We start from the raw sequence: 23,862 nt of genomic DNA, 5'->3' as shown, positions 1-23,862 counted from the left end.
ATGATGCAAAAACCTATCCCCTCAACTGTGGCCGTCAATATTTCGGATTTACAGGCTCTTTCAGAACACGCGCACAAAATCAATTTAAGCAGCAGGCAACCCCAGAAAAGCCCGCTTTTTGGTCGGCACGCCTCCCTGATTCATGGCCGAGGACTGGACTTTAAACAGGTTCGCCAATATGTTCGTGGCGATGATGTCCGGCATATTGACTGGAAAGTTACTGCCCGAACACAACAGCCTCATTTGAAACAGTTTTCAGAAGAACGGGAGCGACCAGTATTACTGATCCTCAATCAAGGGCACTCCATGTTTTTTGGTTCAACAGCATATATGAAATCCGTGGTTGCTGCACAACTCGCTGCTATTGTTGCCCACCATGTGGTAAAAGCAAAAGACCAGATCGGGGCGATCATCGTTGGGGACGAAAGCTCAGCTTTAATTCGCCCGAAGGGGGGAACAAAAAATTTGATGCAGGTATTACAGCAAATTTCCGAGGCAAATCAGGCGCTGTTGCAACAAAAAAATGAACAGCGCAATGAATATATTTTGGCGCATACCATGGCCAAAATCAAGCGGCTGAAACCCGTGAATCACCTGATCATTTTCATCAGTGATATTATTCATTATATGCCGGAGGTAAAAACTACCCTAATGGCACTATCCCGCCACAATGATCTGGTGGTGTGTAAAGTCAATGACCCCCTGGAATTCAAAATACCACAGGAGCGATGGGTACTCTCAAATAAAGGGTTGCAAATTCCCTTCGACACTGGCAGAAAAAACCTTGCCGCCCGCTATGCTCAAGATACCGAAAGACGCTGCAAACAGTTTGTGGATGAATTGCAAAAGCAAGCAATTCCGGTGCTTAAATTCAACAGCCTGACTTCTGCTGCACAACAGCTGAAGCAGTATTTCGGAACGTAACCCTCTTCAATTATTGACTTCAGCACCTACTGACGACTTGATTCTTCTATTATAAAATCTAAAAGTATCGTCATGGACAATCCGAATTTTTCATCAATAAAATTGCATGAGCCCGAAGCCATTACTTTTGCTTTTCAAGCCGTTGGCTGGAAAATAATGACGGCTATAACACTGGTCGCCCTCGCCTATTTTATTAGCCGAAGGCTATTGCAATATTTCAGGCACCAATACCGACGCGAAGCCATTCGCTCGATTTTACAGTTTAAGGACCACGATATGGAAGCATGGGTCAATCATCTGTCCATCAATATTAAATGCGTTGCCATCACCACCTACGGAAGGCCACAGGTCGCTGCACTAAGTGGAGATGCATGGCTTGAATTTCTATCGAAAAAGTGCCCAAAGACGGATGCTCAACCGTTAAGCCTGCTCCTGCAAAGCACCTATAATATTGGGGTGCTGAAAAATTTAACGGCTGCACAACGAAAGAATTTGCAGTATAGTGTCATCTATTGGATTCAACACCATGCCTGAACATTTTGAGTTGGCCTGTCCGTGGGTATTCCTGCTGCTGCCATTACCCCTGCTGATTATTTTAATGCCCACAGTTCGGCTGCAAAAAAAGTCGCTGAAGGTCCCCTTTTTCGGTTATGCCACCTGCATAAGTGGTGTTCAGGCACAAAAAGGAGTGCCACAAGCTGGCCGTCGATGGTTTCAGCAGGTCATCATTTGGATTTACTGGTTTATGGCCTTAACAGCCCTTGCCCGTCCGCAATTGGTCGGTGAACCTGACCTGATCGTCAAGGAGTCACGGAATTTTCTCATGGTGGCGGACATTTCCCATAGCATGGCTCAAAAAGACTGGGAGATTGAGGGCGAAAAATCCTCCCGATGGGCGGCTGTAAAATCACTGATGGGCAATTTTATCCACCAACGGCAGGGGGACAGGATGGGCGTCATGCTCTTTGGCAGCAATGCCTACACCCTCGCACCTTTTACTTCCGACAACGATGCCTTATTGCAATTGCTGGACGATACCGAAGTCGGCATGGCAGGGCAGCAAACCAATATTGGCCGAGCGATTGGAAAAGGAATTTCCCTTTTTGCCAATGATACCCTGCCCCATAAAGTCATGCTCTTACTCACCGATGGTGCGGACAGCGGAATTGGGATTTCCCCTTTCGATGCCGCATCGCTTGCCAACTCCGACAGCATAACGGTTCATACCATCGGTATTGGTGATCCCGACAAGCCACATGCCGACCTGGATGAGGCAGCCCTTCAGCAAATTGCCAACCTGACGAATGGGCAATATTTCCTGGCAAAAGACACCGAAGAAATGGCGCAAGTTTTCGCCCTTCTTGATGAAATAGCACCTGTTGAATATGAGCAAGAAACTTTTGTCCCTGTTCAGGAACTGTACTTCTTTCCCCTTGCACTACTGCTGGCATGCTCCTTTTTCGCATCCCTCATCATCCACTTGGAACATTACTTCAAACGATCCGACAGCCATGAATAATCTTCAACTTTTAAGCCATCAGCTGCATTTTATCCGGCCGGAAGCCCTTTGGCTTTTGATCCCCGTTTTACTCTTCCCGATGCTTTACCTGATCAAGTCAGAAAAAAATGACCATTGGCTGAAGTATATAGCGCCACACCTACGGATGTACGTGACAGATGCAGGCAATTTAAGGGGGCTTTTTGGTGCCCGAATTCTTTTAATTCTCGGTTGGGTGGTGGCCGTTTTATCGCTAAGTGGGCCAAGTTTTCAGCAGGTAGATAAACCCGGCGCAAAAATTGAAACCACCTGCTTAATACTTTTGCAGGTCAACAATTCCATGCTCAATAACGACCTGGAACCCAACCGGCTGGAGCGAGCCAAATATAAAATCAAAGACCTGTTGCATGCCGATCCAGGGGTAAGGATTGGACTGATTGCCTATGCCGGCAGTGCCCACCTGCTCATGCCCCCCACCATCGATTACCAAACCTTATCCATTCACCTGGAATCCCTGCATCCTTCAATAATGCCCTCAGAAGGGAATAACCTGACAGAAGCAATGCAGCTGGCCACACAGCTGAGCCATAAAAATCAGGCACCTGTTCACTACCTCCTGATGACCGATCACCTTGAGGACGAATTGGTGCTCCACCTGCAAGGTTTCATGAAAAACCGTAAAGATCAACTGACCATCATGCCGATAAGAAGGGCCGACGGACACCTGCAACAGCAGGCCAAAAAACTGCAGGATGCTAAAAATATCCAAGTACAAATACCAACCCTTGACCATAGCGATGTTGAGCAACTGGCCAAAGCACTGAAAGTGCAAAAAACATATCAGCTTGATGATCAGCAACTGGAAGCCACTTGGGTGGAACATGGCTATTATCTCATGTGGGCCATTACTTTTTTTACCTTGCTGTGGTTCCGTAAAGGCTTTACCCCCCTTATGGTGGTCTGTTTTTCCCTCACGGCATGTGATGCTGAACCCCATATGCAAGACCTTCTGTTCAGTCGTGATTATCAGGGGCAACAGGCTTTTGACCAAGGACAATATCATACAGCGGCAGCCTTGTTTGATAAACCACTGCACAAAGGTGTGGCCTATTTTAGGGCGGGTGCCTATAAGGAAGCCATTACCGCTTTTGCCGCAGATTCTTCCGCCTCGGGCTACTACAATATGGGGGTAAGCTACCTGCGGAATCATAATTTTAATGCTGCCTACAACGCATTCTGTCAATCTCATTTGATGGACAGCACTTATGCCGGAAACCGCGGAGCACTCCAAAAAATACAACAATGGTTCATCGCCCAAAATCTTGAACTGTCGCAATTGTCGGACACTACTGAAGTTCCTCTTTTTGAAAAGATGAAGCAGAATAATAACGCAGAGGAGGATTTGAGCGGAGGGGGGCAGGAAGCCACCGATGCCCAAATGCAGGAGGAGCGACTCGCAGAGGAGGCGGAATCAGAGGTGCACGCTGCTGAGGAAAATGATGAGTTTTTGGAAGATTCCACGCAGGAGGAGCACATCGATGCCCGAATGATTATGATTCGAGATGTGCAGGAAGATCCTCGCCAATTTTTAAAACGCAAATTTGAATATCAACTGAAAAGAGCACATGCGACAAGCCATTAATTTAGGAATATTTCTGCTGATAGGGCTATGCTCCCCCATTAAGGGGCAGGCTCAACATGTATACAGTCAGGTAAACATCAGGCCAAATCATGTATATACTGGACAACCCTGCCGTTACACCGTAAAAATTTTTACAGACACCTGGTTTACTGATGGCGCCAAATTTGAACCCCTTACCTTAAGCAATGCCTTTGTGGTACCTGCACAAAATCAGGTAGGCAGTGAGCGCCGAAATGGGAAAACCTACAGCTACGTCGCCTATCATTACTGGATCTATCCTTTCTCCGCAGGAACCTTACAGATTCCCCCACAAAAAGTGGTGGTTTTCAGTCCTGCGCCTGGCCAATTCAAAGGGGAGCCGATCAGACAAAGAGTCGCCGGCACTGCTTTGACGGTGATGAATAACCCGCCGAATGTCAGCAGTGATCAGTGGCTTGTCGCGCAAAATATCAGCAGGAAAGAGACGTGGTCCCGCCCTGTAAAGCACCTCAAGGTAGGGGAAGTCATTGAGCGCAAGGTGAATGTAAAGGCCATGGGAACAATGGCTGCATTTCTGCCCGCCCTGCTTTGGGAAACCACCGACGGTATCAGCACCTACCCGCAAAGCCCCAAGCGGACGACACAGACCCCCGACCGCAGCGAGGCCATTTATGCACAACAAGAACAAACGGTTGCTTATCTTTTTGAAAAGGAAGGAGCCCATGAGCTGCCTGCTGTGCCCCTTGGCTATTGGAGTGTAAAACAACACCGCTGGATCGACCAATCTTTGCCGGCAATTAAAGTGATGGTTTTGCCCAATGATGATCCTGCACTGTTGGCTACACAAAAAAAATCGCTGGAAGAAAATTGGGCTGCTGCGGAATCACCACCGCCAACTCCTGCACTTTCTGACGGCTGGGAAAAGCTGAATCGCTGGCTGCTGATCGGTTTCCTGATAGCTGCCGTGATCGGGGGGGGAATCTTCAGAAACATTTTGAGGTGGGCGATTAAAACTTTCAAAACGAACTGGCAAGTGTACCAAGCATCAGAATATTACGCCTTTAAAAAAACCTGTCTGGCCGCTGGAGATAACACCCGATTTTATGCCTGTTTGTATCGATGGATAAAATTTATTTCAGCAGCAAATAATCTTGAAAAAATGGTACAAGAAAGTCAGTCGAAGGGTCTTACATTGGTGTTCGAGGAATATCAAAAGGAAATTTTAGGACTTGATTTCAGTCCTAAACGAAGGGTATATTTTCTGAAGAAACTGCGGAAAACAATTAAGGGACAAAAGGGTCTGCAAAACCGATCATTAAATCCTTGATGGCGCTCTCCGCTGAAAGGAGTTTAGCCGATTATAACTCGAATATCGAAAAAGTGATGAACTTCAAATGGATGCAAAACCATAACTGGGCTACCTCCTTCCCTCGCAAGCACTGGATTTCAAAAGCAAATTGCCACGAGACGGAGTCTCGCGACAGGTGACACTATTGGGTCAGTGGCTGATAAAACCTCTTCACCTATGGTGTTCCTAAAGGTTTAGATGTGAATTTTGGCCAGTTAAAATATTACGCAAGTTGTCACGAGACGGAGTCTCGCGACAGGTGAAAAAATGGTACAAGAAAGTCAGTCGAAGGGTCTTACATTGGTGTTCGAGGAATATCAAAAGGAAATTTTAGGACCTGATTTCAGCCCTAAACGAAGGGTATATTTTCTGAAGAAACTGCGGAAAACAATTAAGGGACAAAAGGGTCTGCAAAACCGATCATTAAATCCTTGATGGCGCTCAACTGCTGAAAGGATTTGAACCGATTATATCTCGAATATCGAAAAAGTGATGAACTTCAAATGGATGCAAAACCATAACTGGGCTACCTCCTTCCCTCGCAAGCGCTGAATTTCAAAAGCAAATTGCCACGAGACGGAGTCTCGCGACAGGTGACACTTTTGGGTCAGTGGCTGATAAAGCCTCTTCACCTATGGTGTCCCTAAAGGTTTAGATGTGAATTTTGGCCAGTTAAAATATTACGCAAATTGCCACGAGACAGAGTCTCGCGGCAGATTACACTATTGGGTCAGTGGCTGATCAATCATTTTTGAGCGCCTTCAATTCGAGCTTTGAACCTCGTTATACCTCGATGCTGTTGAATGATTTATTGTAAGCCTCCCCAAATAGTTTCGCATAATTTTTTGAAAACCGATCGAATTCATTACGAGCCTGCACCAGTTTATTCAGGTGCATCAATGCCCGAACTTTCAGGTCCAGGGCCTGCTCTTCAAGGTTGTCGAATTTAAAAATCATATCACTGATTTCACAAACCCACACGGGGTTATTGCACTCTTCTGCAAAGGAAATCAACTGCTCAATAATATGCGAACGAATATGTGCCATATGATCTTCGAGCCACTCACTACGAATGGACCCGACCACTTCGCCCTGACTCACCACCTGATACAATTGCTGGAATAATTCAATTTTATCTTTCGGTGATTCACACTGTTTCAGCTGAGATTTCAATGTGGTAAACACTTCAAAATCACAATAGGCGCCATCGGTAAAACTGATCTTCCATTCATTGCTTTTGTAAATCACTTCTATGCCGTCGCAGGCTTCAAGAATCAACCGCAAACGGCGAATGCTGATAGAGCGATTGTTCTTCGACTTGTTTTTTGGTGCCATGGGCCACATGACCTCGGCGAGTTCCTGTGAATTAATATATCGCCCATGGGCATAGGGAAAGAATAGGATGGTCAAGAACAACTGTCTTAACTTTTCGGTCATCTGCGCACTGATCTCCTCTCCTTCGCGGCTGAACACCTTCATCCCTCCGAAAAGATAGATGGCATTTTTTTGGGGCCGATCAATGGCCGGCATTTTAAATGCCTCATATTCCTCTGGCATCTTCACCAAAAAAGGTGAACTGACTTTCTTTACCGGCTGCTCACTGGTTTGTGATTTTTTACGATAAACCCCAAAGGATACGCCCGTTACCAGAAAAATGACGGCTCCAAGAAGGGTCAGTGGTTTGGTGGGTACCGTTTTTGATGTGGCCAAAAATCCACCCGGACTCAGCTTTTTCAAGTCCGCAAGACCTATCGGATCGCCATGCAACTGATAAACTTCAATCTCCGCCGTATTATCATTGTAATCGCTATGGACAATCACGGCATAAAATTTATGACTCTGCGGCTGGTAAAACAGCTCAATATCACTTTCAGTATCTTTGAATTTCGTTTTTATGGCATCACTGACGATCTTCACTGCTCCGGTGGCGATGTCAATATTGGCCAGCTGAATATTGACCTCATAGGCATTGGCCTCAAAAACCAGTGTATAGAACGAGGCACTGTCGGCGGCAATCACCAAATTACCGGAATTCAACAGGTCCGCTTTTAACTCAGGAAGATCCCACAGTTTTTCTACCGACTGCGTTTGCAGGTTCACTTTATATAAATCGTGAAATACATTGGTGCCCATCGCCTGATCTCCGGAATGGTTCCCCATACCGCCATAAATCAGGTACTCATTATTCTTCAAAAATCCTGCGGAAGCAAAATATCTTGGACTGATCTTATCACCTGAAAACTGGACCGTATCAACGCCAGAAGCATTAAACCTTCGGAAGCTGTTGTTATACTGATACCAGCCATAGCCACCAAAACTAATCAGCTCCTGTCGGTCTGTATCCTCCATCAGGGTGGTATGCCAAAAGTCAATCTTCTCTTTGGCATTCATTTGTTTGGCACTGAACCACGGACTCGGCTTGGACAGTTTAGAGCCCCGAATATCGACCATATACTGCGCCTCACCAATATTGGATTTCAGCCCCGCCAAAAATACCGGCGCATTATTTTTGGGATTGTCCGTTTGTTTAATGATCGCTTTGCCGTCGAGGTCAAGCACCTGATAATTCGATCCGCCGACTATGTTGAGTAAATTTTGTTTTTGCTGATAAATTAGGGCAGGGTGAAAATTGGTTTCCGTACTAATAACCGGCCGCCAGTGGTGGTGATTTTGCGCCGACCAGTTGGGGTTAAGAGCCTGTCCATGTCGATGATGATTTTCCTCATAAGCGATTTCCCCTTCGGCTTGTTGCAGGGGCCACAGGTATTCCAATGTATTTGATTTGTAACCGATGTTTCGTACCGAAAAAGAAGGAATATCTTTTGTTGCATAGCCTTTGTAATTGCACATACCAAAGAACATTTTAATTTCATCGGCATCAACAGCCCCCAAATCCTGTTCAAATTCTTCCCCAAAACAATGCGCCGTCAATAATCCTGAATCTTTACTGATTACAATTGAAAAATCTGTCCATTGGTTTTCAAGCAAGTACTGTGAAGGGATGGGTATGATGATGTTCCCGGCGGATTTGTCGGTGACCAGTTTCAGGTAAGGCTGACTTGATGCCCCGCCTGGTCGATAAAAAATATCGAGGGTATGGCCATTTTCACTGACAATCCTGAGGATGTTACCAAAAGTCGTACAATCGTGAATATCAATCTCAAAATTAAGCTGAAAATCCTCTTTGAAAGGAAGGAACCCTTCCTGCGGCAATGTCAGCGTCGCGGTATTTTCCAGCGCTTTTTCTGAACTCATAAAATCAAGTCCGCCTACATTTCCTTGCCCGAAAGCCCGGAAGGAAAGAAAAATTACAGCAATAACTAAGGGTACAAATCGACTGCTCATAGTACTATATTTGATTAAACACTATTGAGAGTCATTGGTAGGTTACTTCTAAAATTACAATCCAATTACCTTACCAAAAATTACACTCTTCGGGATAAAAATCAAATTAAATCGTTTTGGGATATTTATGACTATTTTATGATAGTTTAAATTTAAGCCAAAAAAAGGGCTTGATATAAAATCAAACCCTTCCAAACGGTTATACAAAAATCTTAGAAGTTCTTTTTCGCCCACCAAAGGTCATTGAGGAAAGTATCTTCACCATTGGAAAGCATATCCACGGCCTTGGCCCACGAGGCACCATTTGTTCCCTGCTCAATATCTGGATATTTCAATCGGCCAGGAATTCGACCGTTGGTAATTCCCTGTGGGTGACTCACCTGATTGTTCGTTACAAAACTTGGCAACTGTGTTCTTCTCCATTCGGCATAAGCCTCATATCCGTTGAACAGCAACGCCAGCCATTTTTGTGTATGAATCTCATCCAGGTCGCTCTCCAATTCTAAAGGACTGCGATTATTTCCGCCCAGTACTGGCAAACTGTTGACATAATTCTGAATCTCATCACGAGGAACCAACGCACCGCTGGTACTGTACAAATCAAGCATCTCCATGGCCGCTACAATACCATTCTGATAATGCCCATTGGCATCCTGCGCCAACTCGGGGAACCTTACGGCAATTTCAGCCAGCAAAAATTCCGTTTCAGCATAAGACATAAAAATGGTTGGCGCCTCACGGGTGGTCATATAAGTACGGTTGGGCTGTGGGAAACCGAGGTGACCAATGCCCGAAGTGAAGAGCTCATCAAAGCCTTTTTCTTCCGCCAATGCCTGAGCCTGTACAGGCTCCAGACCATTCGGCAAACCATCGTAACTTGTTGGTGCGGAACCATCAAAAGGATAGTAGGTTTCAAAATACTGCCCGTTATCAAAACCAGCATTGTAAACCCCGGTCATGTATTCAAGTCGAGGGTCAATTTGTGCCGTATTGAAATGCTTGAGCACATTCATGAAGCTTTCAGAGAAACGGAAATCATGCCCTGAAGCACCACTGTTTTCCAAAAACACCTGCGATACCCCATTGTTCCCCAGGCCGTAAGGGTCATTGCCAAACTCATGCTCGATATAGGCAATATCCATATTACTTTCCATCACTCCGCGCTCAATAGCCTTCTGCATGAATGCCTTAGCCTCTGATTCAGCCACACCGGAAATTCGCATTCCAAGGCGTAAAATCATGCTGTTGGCAAACTTTGCCCACTTCTGCGCATCTCCCTGAAACATGATATCGGCATTGCCAAAGACGTTACTTCCGCCCGCTGCTTCAAGGGTGATCGCTGCTTCGTCGAGCATTTCCAGCATCCCCATCACTTCGCCATCCCCAAGATAGATGGTCTGTTCTGAATCGTATCTCGGGTTAATGATTCCCTCAGTATAGCCACGACCCGCCTCAGAAAATGGCACCGGACCATAAAGGTCGGTAAGCCTATGGTAAACAAACACTTTCCAAATATTCACCAAAGCCATTTCTTCCTCAATCTCACGGCCTTCTTCTTCGGCCAATTTTTGGAGATTGAAATCCAGCTGCTCAATATTTTTCACCGGATGCCCATAATTTCGCTCCCACTGGGCATTATTATAAGCCATGTTCAGCGTATAGTAATCACCAGACCAGCCCATGGTGGTGCCCGCAAAATGCTGGATCATGCAGGAGGAATAAATCAAATTCCCCCGCCAGTTTTCGTAACGGTCACCGGCAGTTTTGGCGATGGTCCAGCCAAACTGCTGAGCCGGATCCACCTTTGTTGGGCGGTTGGGGTCCGTATTTAAATCTTCAAAGTGGGAAGTACATGAGGCCAGTCCCATTCCTGCGGCTAATAAAATAGCCATTGTTTTATTGATAAATTTCATGATTTTCGCTTTTGATTGAGAAAAATTACAGACGGAAATTCAGGTTGAAACCGTAGGAGCGAATAGATGGCGCACCTCCCATTTCGTAACCCAGGCCGCTGTTGTCGGCATTGAGTAACTGTGTTGGGTCGATATTCGGCGCCGCACGCCAGATGAAGAATGGGTTCCCCATCACGAAGGACAATCGTACCGATTCGAAAGGTGTTTTGCCCAACATTTCATTATCGAAGGTGTAACCGAAAGACAGCTCTCGCATACGTACATAGGAAGCGTCATATACAAACTCCGAGTGAATATTGGATCCAATCTGCTTGTAATAATCCTCTGGATCTACCATCGTTTCTCTCAGCTGATCGCCAGCATTGTAATACTCCTCACGACCTTCCAGCGTGTTGCTGTGGGTACCTGCTGAGTACATCATGGCATTGGTTGAAGAGTACAACGAGCCACCATATTTCATATCAATCAAGAATCCGAAATTCCAGTTTTTGTACTTGAAGTTATTGCTCAAACCGGCAGTCCAGTCAGGAATTACGTGCCCCAGTACGCTGCTTGAAGTCGCCTGCATCGGCAATCCATCTTCATTGTGCATGATGGCGCCGTTGTCATCTCTGGCATAATCATAGCCAACAATGGCACCATATTTTTCACCCGGACGGGCCTGCACCTGAAGGTTACCAAAATCACCGATAATCAACTGGTCAATGCCTTCAGAAAGTTCTTCCACTACATTGACGTTCTTATTGAAGTTCATGCCAATATCCCATGAGAAGTCTGAAGTTTGAATTGGTGTCGCATAAACACTCAGCTCAATACCGTGGTTTCTTACCGAACCGGCGTTGGTCCACATGCGCTCATAACCCGTTGTATTGGAGATCTGAACCGGCATTAACTGATCGACCGTCAGCTGATTATAGTAAGCCACATCAAAGCCCAGTCTGTTGTCAAGGAATTTCATGTCAACCCCAAATTCATAAGAGTAAGTAGACTCTGATTTCAGGTTGGCATTCGGCATATCGGCACCTTCAATACCGCCAAGAGGTGGTCTTCCGAAGCTTGGGAAGCCCTGCCCCATCATGTTATATTGCAATTGCAACTGATATGGGTCGGTATCATTACCTACCTTTGCCCAAGAACCTCTCACCTTACCAAAACTTACCCAGCTTGGCATATCAAAAGCTTCGGAAAATACAAAACTACTACTTAGCGAAGGATAGAAATAAGAGTTGTTGTGTGCTGGCAAAGTAGACGACCAGTCATTTCTTCCGGTGATGGTCATGAACAACATGTTTTTATAACCAATATCTGTAGAGGCAAATAACGATTGCGTCTCTTTATAGTACATCTGCTGACGCGTTTCTACTGATTGCGCGTTGGTCCAGTGGTAAAAATCTGGTGAGTTGAACTGCACCGCTTTGATACCATCTACCCTTGAGCTGTTCTGGCGAAGGTTTCCACCGAAAGTTCCGGAAATATTCCAGTCAGGATTGATATCGTAATTATAAACAAACATCAAGTCGTGGTTCAACTCTGCCACCTGTGAGGTTTCCTCTTCAAGTTCCCCAATGGCAGCCCATGGCGTACCAATTGGCATTAAATCACGGCGCTGCAAAACAAAACCATCACCACCACTTCTTGCCGTAACCGTCAACCAGTCTGTAAGGTCATAGCTCAAACTTACATAACCCAAAAGGCGATTTCGGGAATCACTGTTTTCAAGATTTTCTGTAATCCAGAAAGGGTTTGCTGAATAGATATCGTTGTTAAAAAATCCGTTGGAAGCATTTTGACGCAACAAATCAAGCGGCATCGAAGCGGGAATTCTACCGAGGGTTTTTCTGGCATTACCACCATCCTGCGATCCCTTCATCCTGTTTTGTCCCTGCTGATTCATATAAGTCAGCTTACTGTCCACTCTAAATTTATCGGTCAGGTTGGCCGAAGTCCGCAAATTAATCGAGTTCCGCTTGATCATTTCTGAAGGATTAACTCCCTGAATTCTTTCATCGGAAATGGACAAACGCGTTTGAATCGTTTCGTTTCCTGCGGATAAAGCCACACTATTGCTGAGGGTATAACCCATTTGATAAAAATCCATCGGATCGTAAGCATCCGTCATGCTGTAAGTGGAGCCATCGTAATGCGTTGCCTGCTGTCCGTTCATTTTTGGACCCCAAGAGGATAATCCCGTTGAGCGGGCATCGGCGGCATTGCCCGGTGCTACACCACGCGTACCCTGTCCGTAAAGCGACTGGCGGGAATCGTAGCTGCCATAAGCCTGGTTCACCGTATTGTTGGCGTTGAACTCTACCCCAATTCCTTTTTGTGATGATCCACCTTTTGTGGTGATCAAAATCACACCGTTTTGGCCACGAGAACCATAAAGCGCCGTAGCGGCTGGTCCTTTCAATACGTTCATCGACTCGATATCATCCTGGTTCAAACCGGAGATTCCATCCCCCATATCAACACCACCCCATCGGTCAGCGCCTCCCTGAATAGAGTTGTCCATCGGTACACCATCAATCACATACAATGGTTGGTTGTTTCCGGAAATCGAGGTGTTACCCCGAATCGTTACCCTTGTAGCCTGCCCGGGAGCGTTACCCGAAACTTCAAGCCCGGCCACTCGACCAGAAAGGGCTGTGGCTGCGGAACCGCTTCGCTGGTTGGTCAGGTCGGATCCCTTCACCTCAGAAACCGCATAGGCCAGTGCTTTTTTCTCTTTCTTCAGTCCGAAGGCCGTAACAACAACATCGTCGAGCTGCACAAGGTCAGCGCCAAGTTTCACCTCAATATGACTTTGATTACCGACCAAAACCTCTTTGGGCTTATACCCTATAAAGGAAAAAATCAGTGTTTGTCCTGCTTCAGCATTCAGCTGAAAACTTCCGGTAAAATCAGATACCGTACCTGCGTCAGTCCCTTTGATCACCACATTCACGCCTGGTAATTCGCTGCCATCTTCGGCATCAAGAATCACCCCTGTGATCGTGCTTTGCGCAAAGGCATTCGTAAAACAGCACGTCATGGTGAACAATAAAAATAACCGTTTAAAATTCTTCATCAATAACTATGATTTATGTTTGAAAAATATGCTATACCCAAATGGGTTGGTGGAAGGAAAAATGCAAACAAAAAGAATTCTGTTGACAGAAGTGATAATTGTAGTTTTGATGATTCAAACCTACATTTTATTCAATTATCGCACAAATTAGGGTGTCATTTTTACGATATTTATAAATGTAACCCACTTTAGGACGAAAATGTAATTCAATTCCGACAACGGGTTAATTGACACAATCGGCTTACATGCTATATTTTCAATGGGGTAACAGAAATATTGAGCGATCCTTAAAAAGAATTCCTGCCCCAAGTCGGAAATTTGAATTACTGATCAAAAAATACCCTTTAAACTTTACCGATTGATCTGCTACTTTCCCTTTTTGCGCTTCAATTCAGGAAAAAGCACCCTTCATTTTTCGTTTAACACACAACAAAATGTGTAAAAATGAATATAATATTACAGACCGAATGATTGATACATGAAATTGTGGATAAAAATCAAAAAAATACTGGGCTTAGGCGCTGACGTTGAACTCAAACATCGAATTTTACACCTTGCAGCCACAGGGATGATATGCAGTGGTTTGAGTGGCATTATTCTGATCGGCCAAAAATTACCTATCGTGTATAAGATCGCGCTCCCCAATATGATCTTCCTCTGCGCACTCACTTTACTGCTTGACCTTCGGTATAAAAAATATGAACAAGCCCTGATGGTATTTTTCATTAATGAGTTTACCATTGTACTGGCGGATTATTTGGCGCTGGGCGGAATTACCGGTGCAGCCCCCGTATTGTTAATCCTCTGCCATATCTTCAATTATAATATCCTCGACCGGAAGCACTACACCAAATATTTCATCATTTCCAATATTATCGTGTTTCTGGCCATTGTGTACAATTTTATCAATCCGGAAATTTCTGCCACATTGCCCCTCGACCTTGCGGTACGCTCAGTGCCATTTATTTCTGTCAATCTGATGGCCTCGGTTTGTATGCTGCTATTTAAAAAGCAAGAACATGAACAGAAAGAAAAGATTAGTGCCATTAATAAGAGTCAGCAACAGCTGATCAAGGCGATAGAAAAGGATTTTTTCCTGGTCAAATACAACGAGCGATTCAAGATTAACTATAAGAGTGATTCCATCAAGACGATCCTCAATATGCTGCCCAAGGAAGAGCAAGAGGCAATTCTGTATGAACTTCCTGCCCGCAACAAAGAAAATCACTCTTTTGAGAAGCGTATTTTTATTAATCAGCAACAGGTCTATCTTCGCATTAATCAGCATAAAAATTACAATACCCTTGACGGGGAATTTTATCAGATTATTGTTCAGGACATCACCCATCAGAAGGCACATGAAAAACAGCTTACCACGGCACTGAATAAGGAGCTGGAATTAAATAAATCCAAAAGTGAGTTTATCTCCATGGTGTCGCATCAATTCAGAACACCGCTGACGACCATTCACAGTGCCAACCAAATTATTGAGCAATATATTTCAGTGCTGAAAGAAAGTGAGCAAGGGCCAATTCTGGAGAAAAAATTTGGGCAAATTTATGAATCCATAGAGTCGATCACGGGCATGATGGAACGCTTGCTGGATTATGGAAAGATGGAAGCCGATGAATTATATCCTTTTTTCAAACCGACCTCTTTAGTTGAGCTGATTGAAAAACAAATTGAGAGGTATCAGGCGCTGAATCCGGATCGGGAATTTCAGATAAAGATAAAAGGGGAAGCGCGCCCCGTAAAGGTGGATCCGTATTTTATCGAACACATTCTGATGAACTTGATCAGCAATGCCATAAAATATTCCGAGGCGAAGATTGAGCTTAGCCTCTCATTTTTAGATCAGGAATTCCTTATTAAGGTAAAAGACCATGGTATGGGAATTGCGCAGGAGGAGATCAATAAACTTTTTGAACCTTTTTACCGCTCCAAACAATCGGAGAATATTAAAGGGACAGGAATTGGGCTGTCGTTTGTGAAAAAATTCGTCGAGCTTCACCAGGGCACCATTGAAGTTCAAAGTACCCTTAATCAGGGCGCCTCTTTCATTATTTACATCCCTTACGAGAGCCAATATATTGATGCTTCCATTGAAAAGGAATAAGGTTTGAAAAGGCTCCTGTTTCCCCAAAGAGCCAAAGGGGTAATTGTAATATGCTGTCGAATAAGTGATATTATGCACCTTCAGTTCAGGAAGGACCTTTACATAAAACCAATGCCACCACAGATTTTTTATTTCCTAAAGTCGGATGTCGAAAATCCAAAGACCATTTACTATTCTTTTTGATGAAGGCGCTGAGAAAAGTGTGCTTTATTTGCGGCTTGTAGCACTACGTTCCTGAGCATTGATAAACCTTTTTGAACTGACAATTTCAGTCATCTCTTCGGTGTACTCTTTAAGTCGCTCTAATTCAACCTTTACATATTTGATGATCGGCAAAAAATCCTCTCGGTCAATAATATCGCCATCAAGGATTGTTAGCAATCCATCAATATTACAAACAGGTTGCCGCAATTTATGGGAAATAACAAATAATATTTCATCGAGGCTCTCCAGATCTTTTAGTTGCTCCAAATCAAGCCGTTTCTGGTCTTCCAGATTTACTGACATGATCGCCACCCCCGAAGGTACTGGACTGATGAACAGCTCAAACCAGGAAGTTGTCCCGTTATTAAATTTAAATTCCGTGGTAATCTGTTCAAATGTTCGATTAGCCATAGCCTGTTCTATCTTTTCAAATAATGGCAGATTTTCAATACCTGGGTATTTTTCAAACAATGAATAGCCCAAAAGCTGCTCTTTACTTTCAAATTGGCTTTGAATTAAAGCTGATTTATTCACAAACAAGAATTTATAATCAAAATCAATAATCTGATAACCTTCGGCAAGGTGGTCTAAAAGATTATAGTGAATACCGATAAAGGGGAAGTTCTGTGGCATAAAAAGTAGTTAACATATAAGTGCCTTTAAGTTTAAGTAAAAAATTTAATTTTCTCAATCATATTTATAAAAATACACACTAAAATATCACGCTATCCTTTAGCATAAAATACACTAAACACTCAGGTAATCTGTGGGTAAAAAAACAAAAAACATCTATTTCAGCTATAAACACACAAAAATAGTCCTATAATTTATTTATCATCAATATGATAGTAAATCACCCCCAGTTCTACTGATGTCCCCAAATCTGTAAATTTTTTTAACCGAAAAAGATACTGTTTGATATTGAACAGTATTTTTCTTGTTTAAATATTATATAAAAAATGAACTCGTCATTAAATAATAACACAAAAAAAAGGAAACTGATTTCGCAACATTAAGTTTACAGATGTGAAACTATATATATTAATGAGATTAAAATTTTTTTCTATATTTTCTGCTGCACAGACAAAAAAAGGTGACCCTGTATTGGATCACCTTTTCTACTTTATTTCAATGGTTTAACATGTATGGCATAACCGCCACCAGCACCACAATGTATTTTCAGGCTTGATTTCGCTGTGATGATCTTCTTATAAATTTGATAGGCCATCGGGTTTGATTCAAAGTCAGATTTCCGCGTATCAGCATAAATCTCCGCCACATATTTCTTTCCTTTAGGCAGAAAATCAAAATTAATTTTTGAAGTTCGTGGATTTTCATCATTTGTAGAACCGATAAACCAGTCGGCACGCCCTTTGGCAGCTCTTGCAATGGTAATAAAATCTCCTGGTTCCGCTTCCAGTACCTTGGTATCCTGCCAGTCTACTGCTACCTCCTTGATAAACTGAAAAGCATCAGCATATTTCTGATAGGTTTCCGGCAGATCAGCGGCCATTTGCAGCGGGCTGTACATGGTTACATACAAAGCCAGTTGGCGCGCGAGTGTGCTGTGAATGCGGCCGGGGTTATTTTTATTGTAGGCCGACAAATAGTTTTCAAATATGCCGGGCGTGAAATCCATCGGCCCACCAATCAAACGGGTAAAAGGAAGGATGGTAGTATGATCGACACTCAAACCTCCAAATGCTTCAAATTCGGTACCTCTGGCCGACTCATTACCGATAAGGTTGGGATACGTTCGGCACAGACCTGTAGGCCGAACCGCCTCATGTGCATTTACCATAATCTTATAATCCGCCGCTTTTTTGACCGCATATAGATAATGGTTGATCATTCGCTGCCCATAGTGTGTTTCGCCGGGAATGGTGATTTTACCAACGTATCCGCTTTTTACGGCATCGTAGCCATGTGCTTTCATAAGCTGATAGGCTTGATCCATATGATACTCATAATTCAGAATTGAGCCCGCCGTTTCATGGTGCATAATCAATTTCACGCCCTGTGCTTTAGCGTAGGCCTCAATTTTTGGGAGGTCGAAGTCAGGATATGGCGTCAGGAAATCGAAAGGATGATCCGTAGTGCCACCATACCAGTTTTCCCAGCCGATATTCCAGCCTTCCACCAAAACGGCATCGAAACCATTTTTAGCGGCAAAATCGATGTATTTACAAACGTTGGCGGTGTTGGCACCGTGCTTCCCATTGGGTTTCACATAGCGATAGTCGGTATAACCGATTTTCACATTGGAGGAATCTGAATAGGCCCAGGAGCTTTTCCCGGTGATCATTTCCCACCATACACCAACATATTTCATCGGCTTAATCCAGGAGGTATCCTTAATTTTGCAGGGCTCATTGAGGTTGAGCGTAATATTGGAGGTCAGGATATCACCAGCTTTCTTACTGACAATGATCGTCCGCCAAGGAATTACACAAGGCGCCTGTAAGTTGGCCTTGTAGCCCTCGGCATTGTCGGCAAGGACCACATGAAAATCCCTGTTGGAGGCGTCTAATCGCAGTTGCATTGCGGGATAGTCCACCAGGGCCGCTTCGTGGATGTTGATGTATTCTCCTGCGGCACTTTTCATCATCAGGGCCGTTTGCACCGTGGCAGGGTCTTTTGGCGGACGCTCCATCGTAGGGATCACCTTGTTTTGCATCAGCCCCCGAATCTCACTCAATTTGGACGTATTATAATTGTACTCCTGAGAATCCGTATCACCGGGTATCCAAAAAGTTTTATGGTCGCCATTCATCACAAACTCGGTCAGCTCCTTTTTCACTGTGAACGACCGCAAATTGGATTGAATAGGTAACTCATAACGAAAACCGAGTCCATCGTTAAAAAGCCTGAACCGAATATTGAGCAGTCGGCCAGTTTGTTTTTGCTTCAGGCAAACCAACATTTCCTGATAGTGATTTCTGATATTTGCCGTCTGCCCCCAGACTGGTTTCCAGGAATTATCAGCACTGTCGAGCACCACTTTTTGAACGGTAAAATCCTGGGCTAAAGCGGGCATTCCTTTAACGGCCAAACCCATGTGGCTCGGCTTAACAATCGCGTGGCCGTCAAGTTGTAAAGCATAAGCAGGCAGCCCCTTGGTGAGGCTGAAATCCATTTTCAGATGATGGTCAGGGCTTTGAATACTTTGCGCTTTGAGTGCGGTAGCCGACAGAAAACAAAGCAGCAGGGCGGTGATTTTTCTTCTGTATTTTTTCATTGGGGAATATAAAAAGCGGCTCCCATGTTCTGGAAACCGCTATTGACACTTATTTAAAAATTATAAGGAGCTGCTTTGGTATCCGTCAGTTTGAAGGAAGTTTCCAATACATCCTGCGAATTCGTCCCTACAAATAATTTAAAATCACCTGCTTCGTAACCCCACGAGTAATCCAGTCTGCAGAAAGCCAAATCTTGTGGTTTAATGCTCAGGTGTACCGTTTTGGTTTCTCCTTTTTTCAGGAAGATTTTCTGAAAACCTTTCAGTTCTTTCACCGGTCGGGTAACACTTCCTACCAAATCCCGAACGTAGAGCTGAACGACCTCATGACCGTCATAATTCCCGGTATTGGTAACATCGACACTGACGTTGAGGGTTTGCCCATCGGCCAGGGTATTTTTATCAATTTTAAGATGGCTGTACTTGAAAGTGGTATAACTCAAACCATAGCCAAATGGAAATAATGGCGCATTGGTTCCATCCTGATATCGGGTGGTGAAATGATCTTCAGGATTGTAAGGTCGGCCAGTGTTTTTATGGTTATAAAACAATGGCACCTGCCCTGCATAGCGTGGGAATGTGGTGGTTAATTTCCCTGAAGGATTGTAGTCACCAAAAAGTACATCTGCAATTGCATTTCCCGCTTCACTTCCCAAATGCCATACGTCCAAAATGGCAGGAATATTTTCCGCCTCCCAGGTGATAACCAACGGACGGCAATTGTGTAAAAGCAAGACCGTTGGCTTATTCAGTTTGAGAACTTCTTTAATAAGTTTACGCTGAATGGCCGGAATCTCTATATTCAATCGGCTGGCTGCTTCGCCACCCATATCCTGACGCTCGCCCATCGCCAACAGTACCACGTCCGATTTTTTTGCTGCCGCAATGGCTTCCGCAAAACCCTGCTCATCATTCTTCTCAAAATCACAACCTTTGGCCATATTGATGGTTGCCTTCAGGTGTTTATTTTGTAGGCCTTTGTAAATCGTTGTAACCGTTTCTTTTCGTCCCGCAGTGTACCACGATCCTAACTGGTCAAGCTGATCGTCTGCCAGTGGGCCAATCAATGCCACCGACTGCACCTCCTTTTTCAGTGGCAAAATATGCTGATCATTTTTAAGCAAAACGATCGACTTGTCTGCTACGCTTCTTGCTGTTTTGAAATGCTCAGGATTCTGCAATACTTTCTTGGCGCGTTTTTTTGAGCAATAACGATATGGATCCTGAAACAAGCCCAAGCGATATTTCATGTTCAAAATTCGGCGGCAGGCATCATCAATTTCCGACTCCGGCACCTTGCCTTCTTTCACCGATTTCAGCAGGCTGTTTTTATAAATATCCGATTGCATATCCATGTCCACACCAGCATTCATGGCCACTTCGCCAGCTTCTTTTTTATCTTTGACATTCCCATGTTTGGTCATCTCATAGATGGACGTATAATCCGTTACTACAAAACCCTTAAAGCCCCATTCCTTCTTCAGCACATCGGAAAGTAAAAATTTATTCCCTGTACAAGGAACCCCGTTGAGATCGTTGAAGGCCGTCATGATGGTCGCCACACCGGCATCAACGGCAGCTTTGAAAGGTGGCAGATAAGTGTCCCGCAAAGCACGTTCAGGAACTTCGGTCGTATTATAATCTCGACCGGCCTGCACTGCACCATAGGCCGCAAAGTGTTTCACACAGGCAGCCACTGTTCCAACGTCAGAAAGCTCGTCTCCCTGAAATCCTTCCACTTGCGCTTTGGCAATCTTGGCGCCAAGATAAGGGTCTTCTCCTGCACCTTCAACCACTCTACCCCAGCGTGGGTCGCGGGCAATGTCCACCATTGGCGCGTAGGTCCAGTTCAGTCCATCGGCGGCAGCCTCTTTGGCAGTGATGCGTGCGGCACTTTTCACCGCCTCCAAATCCCATGAAGTGGACATGGCCAAAGGGGTCGGGAAAGTTGTTTTATAGCCATGAATTGCATCGAAACCAAACATCATCGGAATTCCCAGGCGGGAATGTTCCACCACTGCTTTTTGTAAGCGGTAGATAAAATCATAAGTCTGGGCATTTAGAAAGGCCCCGATTTTCCCATCTCGTGCATCCTGCACATAATCAATTCCTGAAACAGGACCAGTAACGTTCCAATAACTCGCCACCAGAACAGTCTGACCGATTTTTTCCTCCAAGGTCATTTTGCCCATCAGGTCATCGACGAATTTCTTCATGTCCTGATCATTCCCCCATGCTTTGAGGTTTTTGTTATGTGCGGTCTGTTCCGCCAAAGTTTGCGAAACAACAATGTTTTTAGCAGGGTGCTGTATCTAGGCGAATGCCACTTGCCCAAGCATACATGCCCCTAATGCGAAAGGGAGTATTTTTTTCTTCATCGTCAAAGTAAGTTAATCAACTGTTGCACTGCTGGCAACACCTAAAAAAGATCCAAAACCTCAAATTGTTTGAGTTTGAATATTCCTTAAACTACCCATCAATAATTATAGAAAAAAATGGACTGTTGAGAATGAAAAGTTCATTCCTGCTTTTCGATAGTAATGGTACCTTTAAAAAAATTCGGCAAAAAATAATATCGTTAATTGCCCCCAAAGATTAGCATAAGCGACATTGGCCCATAAAAAAGCCCTGCCGTATTTTTTGGCAGGGCGCTTACTTCATTTAAACTATATTTATCGTATTGCTTCGTTATTCATTCACTTTGAAAGTGTATTTCAATGTTTCCACATTAAAGGTAAAATGAACGCCTTTATCCGCAGAACCTGGGAAATCACGAGCCAGCGCATCACTACCCACCTTCATCACACCATCCTCTTCAAATTCCTCCGCAGTGGTACAGTCATTCACTGTCTCATCTCCTGCCTCATTTTTCACAAAAGCCTTCACTCTAAGGTCACCAGCCGTCTGCGATCTGTCCTGCTCCGCTCCTTTCTCAACACCCCAATCCAAGCTCACCGTACCATCTTGGTCTCCCCAGCGTCCGTCACCATTATACACCAGCATAAATTGGTAGTTATCATCACGAGGCGTATTCTTGTCGGTATCATCACCATTCCATGGGTTATAAGTCCAGATATCCGCTTCCCAAAGTGCAGGATTATCTTCATTTTGAGTCAATGCCACACCTTTACTCCAAGGCTCCTCAGGCTTTTCTCCTTTTTTGGTATTCACCACACCAATCAACCAAATCTTTTTCACATCTCCTGCCACATTCGTATAATCCCAGTCGAAGTCAAAGCAGAAATTCTGATCCTCAATCGCAATGTCATAAGTTGCCTTATCAATATGCGCATTCACCACGGCTACTTTCGCTTCTCCAGCATCCGTTACCTTGATGCTTGTGTTCTCTCCACAATCTTCTGATTTAAGCATCAGTTCACCTTTCAACTCCTCTTCTTTCCCATCGGCTGCAGCCCAAGTATTCCCCTGCATGTCTTTAAAGAAGAAAGTGGCATCCTCATCACCGAGTACCACACGTTTATCAAATTCACTCAGGTCATTGCCTGGGTTCATCGGAACTTCTTTGCCATTGAATGAAAGCATCAATTCTTCTGGCGAGGCCACCTCACACTCTGGTTCTGGATCCGGCTTGTCATCAATAGGATCCGTGGTTTCGCTACATGCAGCAAAAGTTAAAGCGGCAGTTAAAATGGCTAAATACTGCCAAAGTTTCAAGTTAAAAACGTTCATAGTAGTTGAATTAAAAAAATAGGTTTTGATAATTTTTTAGTCTTCGTTATTGATTATTACAATCGCAAATTGAGCTAAAAAATTACCTTAGCGGTGGACTATGAGTTTGAATAGGGGCACGTGATTAATTGTCCAACAAGTGCTAATATCCTTCCAACCAACAGCTTAAAATGCAAAAAATGAAAGTTGATAATCGGTTAACGAGCAGCAATACAGGACATCACTCCCCATATCTCAAGGATTGTTAATCGTTTGAATGGCATTGGGTCAGAAGTAGCTTAATGATGGATCTGCTGCTTTGGCAAAGCATCTAAATTGACGGAATTATAATGGTGTTGCACAAAAAAACGCCCTCCTATCGGCGAAATCAGATCACTGGAATGGTGTGTGATTTATTATTCAATATCTCTTGCCATACGCTTCAAGGAGGTCCACCTCTTTACTGCTTCAACCCTCAACTTTTAACTGCTATTTTTATCCACAGATTAATCCCCTCCAAATAGGGCACAGCCACTGCATAAAAGAAATTAATGAGCAACCTGTTTGTAGGGCTTAACACCAATGTTTTATCCGAATTGTCGTCACAAACAGAAAGGCGCTTATGGGCATTGATATTCCTGATCAAAAGAAAACACTGATCCCATTTGGTGTGTTGGCTGGGTTTTGATGCCTGGAAGTCAGGTCGACGATCAAAGTTAATAAGGCCCTTTCAGCTATCAGAAGTTCAAAAAAAGCAGGAGCACTTTGTTTGATATGGAACTCACCCGATACCTAACAAAATACTCCTGCCAATTATTATGATTGCAAAAAGCAATTATCGCTTGAAAAACCCACAACCAACTTATTGTCTTGAGGTTCTTTCAAAATAGGCGATCAAAAAGCCAATCGTGCCCCATTT

At 44.1% G+C, this 23,862-nt stretch carries 13 protein-coding genes; 6 read left to right on the top strand and 7 right to left on the bottom strand.

The features are described 5' to 3' along the window. From AABK40_RS20905 to AABK40_RS20885, 5 genes are all read left to right on the top strand, one after another. Positions 1 to 924 carry a DUF58 domain-containing protein gene (locus tag AABK40_RS20905; RefSeq protein WP_338399110.1) on the top strand — a complete coding sequence of 308 codons (924 nt, stop codon included), beginning with the start codon at positions 1 to 3 and terminating at the stop codon, positions 922 to 924. Between the two features lie 72 nt (positions 925 to 996). After that, positions 997 to 1,458, top strand: a complete 462-nt coding sequence (locus AABK40_RS20900) for a DUF4381 domain-containing protein (RefSeq protein WP_338399109.1) — start codon at positions 997 to 999, stop codon at positions 1,456 to 1,458. Further along, the gene (locus AABK40_RS20895; protein WP_338399108.1) at positions 1,451 to 2,443 is read left to right on the top strand and encodes a VWA domain-containing protein; all 993 of its coding nucleotides are present in this window, start codon (positions 1,451 to 1,453) and stop codon (positions 2,441 to 2,443) included. Before AABK40_RS20900 ends, AABK40_RS20895 begins: the two co-directional genes overlap by 8 nt. Further along, complete coding sequence (locus tag AABK40_RS20890) at positions 2,436 to 4,064, top strand: VWA domain-containing protein (protein ID WP_338399107.1); 1,629 nt, start codon at positions 2,436 to 2,438, stop codon at positions 4,062 to 4,064. The genes AABK40_RS20895 and AABK40_RS20890 overlap by 8 nt, the downstream gene beginning before the upstream one ends. After that, on the top strand, positions 4,048 to 5,370 hold the full coding sequence (locus AABK40_RS20885; RefSeq protein ID WP_338399106.1) for a BatD family protein: 1,323 nt from the start codon (positions 4,048 to 4,050) through the stop codon (positions 5,368 to 5,370). The genes AABK40_RS20890 and AABK40_RS20885 overlap by 17 nt, the downstream gene beginning before the upstream one ends. Before the next feature lie 804 nt (positions 5,371 to 6,174). Here AABK40_RS20885 and AABK40_RS20880 read toward each other — a convergent pair. The 3 genes from AABK40_RS20880 to AABK40_RS20870 all read right to left on the bottom strand — a co-directional run bounded on the left by AABK40_RS20880 (position 6,175) and on the right by AABK40_RS20870 (position 13,716). Next, the gene (locus tag AABK40_RS20880) at positions 6,175 to 8,736 is read right to left on the bottom strand and encodes a hypothetical protein (protein WP_338399105.1); all 2,562 of its coding nucleotides are present in this window, start codon (positions 8,734 to 8,736) and stop codon (positions 6,175 to 6,177) included. A gap of 212 nt (positions 8,737 to 8,948) precedes the next feature. Next, positions 8,949 to 10,628 (bottom strand): SusD/RagB family nutrient-binding outer membrane lipoprotein, encoded by a 1,680-nt coding sequence (locus AABK40_RS20875; protein ID WP_338399104.1) that lies wholly within the window; start codon positions 10,626 to 10,628, stop codon positions 8,949 to 8,951. A 46-nt stretch (positions 10,629 to 10,674) separates the two neighbouring features. After that, a complete protein-coding gene (locus tag AABK40_RS20870) occupies positions 10,675 to 13,716 on the bottom strand; it encodes a SusC/RagA family TonB-linked outer membrane protein (protein ID WP_338399103.1) in 3,042 nt (1,013 codons plus the stop codon). Positions 13,717 to 14,194: 478 nt separating this feature from the next. On the opposite strand from AABK40_RS20870, the gene AABK40_RS20865 reads away from it, so the two are divergent. Continuing rightward, complete coding sequence (locus tag AABK40_RS20865; protein ID WP_338399102.1) at positions 14,195 to 15,832, top strand: sensor histidine kinase; 1,638 nt, start codon at positions 14,195 to 14,197, stop codon at positions 15,830 to 15,832. Between the two features lie 207 nt (positions 15,833 to 16,039). On the opposite strand, the gene AABK40_RS20860 is transcribed toward AABK40_RS20865, so the two are convergent. The 4 genes from AABK40_RS20860 to AABK40_RS20845 form a co-directional block, all read right to left on the bottom strand. Further along, entirely contained in the window at positions 16,040 to 16,669 is a 630-nt protein-coding gene (locus tag AABK40_RS20860; protein ID WP_338399101.1) for a PAS domain-containing protein, read from the bottom strand. A 490-nt stretch (positions 16,670 to 17,159) separates the two neighbouring features. Then, positions 17,160 to 19,274 carry a glycoside hydrolase family 97 protein gene (locus tag AABK40_RS20855; protein WP_332920905.1) on the bottom strand — a complete coding sequence of 705 codons (2,115 nt, stop codon included), beginning with the start codon at positions 19,272 to 19,274 and terminating at the stop codon, positions 17,160 to 17,162. A 53-nt stretch (positions 19,275 to 19,327) separates the two neighbouring features. Then, positions 19,328 to 21,565: a glycoside hydrolase family 3 N-terminal domain-containing protein gene (locus AABK40_RS20850; RefSeq protein WP_338399186.1), complete on the bottom strand. Its 2,238-nt coding sequence runs from the start codon at positions 21,563 to 21,565 to the stop codon at positions 19,328 to 19,330. 397 nt (positions 21,566 to 21,962) lie between these two features. Then, positions 21,963 to 22,964: a hypothetical protein gene (locus AABK40_RS20845; RefSeq protein ID WP_332920954.1), complete on the bottom strand. Its 1,002-nt coding sequence runs from the start codon at positions 22,962 to 22,964 to the stop codon at positions 21,963 to 21,965. Between the last annotated feature and the right edge of the window lie 898 nt (positions 22,965 to 23,862).

This window comes from Persicobacter psychrovividus, assembly GCF_036492425.1.
GTDB classification, from domain to species: domain Bacteria; phylum Bacteroidota; class Bacteroidia; order Cytophagales; family Cyclobacteriaceae; genus Persicobacter; species Persicobacter psychrovividus.
This window is presented reverse-complemented; position numbering and strand designations above follow the sequence as displayed.

Bases quoted from the DNA above. Each gene is read 5' to 3' on its own strand.
- AABK40_RS20885 (WP_338399106.1), top strand. From the start codon at position 4,048: ATGCGACAAGCCATTAATTTAGGAATATTTCTGCTGATAGGGCTATGC.
- AABK40_RS20845 (WP_332920954.1), bottom strand. From the start codon at position 22,964: ATGAACGTTTTTAACTTGAAACTTTGGCAGTATTTAGCCATTTTAACT.
- AABK40_RS20870 (WP_338399103.1), bottom strand. From the start codon at position 13,716: ATGAAGAATTTTAAACGGTTATTTTTATTGTTCACCATGACGTGCTGT.
- AABK40_RS20855 (WP_332920905.1), bottom strand. From the start codon at position 19,274: ATGAAAAAATACAGAAGAAAAATCACCGCCCTGCTGCTTTGTTTTCTG.
- AABK40_RS20875 (WP_338399104.1), bottom strand. From the start codon at position 10,628: ATGGCTATTTTATTAGCCGCAGGAATGGGACTGGCCTCATGTACTTCC.
- AABK40_RS20880 (WP_338399105.1), bottom strand. From the start codon at position 8,736: ATGAGCAGTCGATTTGTACCCTTAGTTATTGCTGTAATTTTTCTTTCC.
- AABK40_RS20895 (WP_338399108.1), top strand. From the start codon at position 1,451: ATGCCTGAACATTTTGAGTTGGCCTGTCCGTGGGTATTCCTGCTGCTG.
- AABK40_RS20905 (WP_338399110.1), top strand. From the start codon at position 1: ATGATGCAAAAACCTATCCCCTCAACTGTGGCCGTCAATATTTCGGAT.
- AABK40_RS20865 (WP_338399102.1), top strand. From the start codon at position 14,195: ATGAAATTGTGGATAAAAATCAAAAAAATACTGGGCTTAGGCGCTGAC.
- AABK40_RS20890 (WP_338399107.1), top strand. From the start codon at position 2,436: ATGAATAATCTTCAACTTTTAAGCCATCAGCTGCATTTTATCCGGCCG.
- AABK40_RS20860 (WP_338399101.1), bottom strand. From the start codon at position 16,669: ATGCCACAGAACTTCCCCTTTATCGGTATTCACTATAATCTTTTAGAC.
- AABK40_RS20900 (WP_338399109.1), top strand. From the start codon at position 997: ATGGACAATCCGAATTTTTCATCAATAAAATTGCATGAGCCCGAAGCC.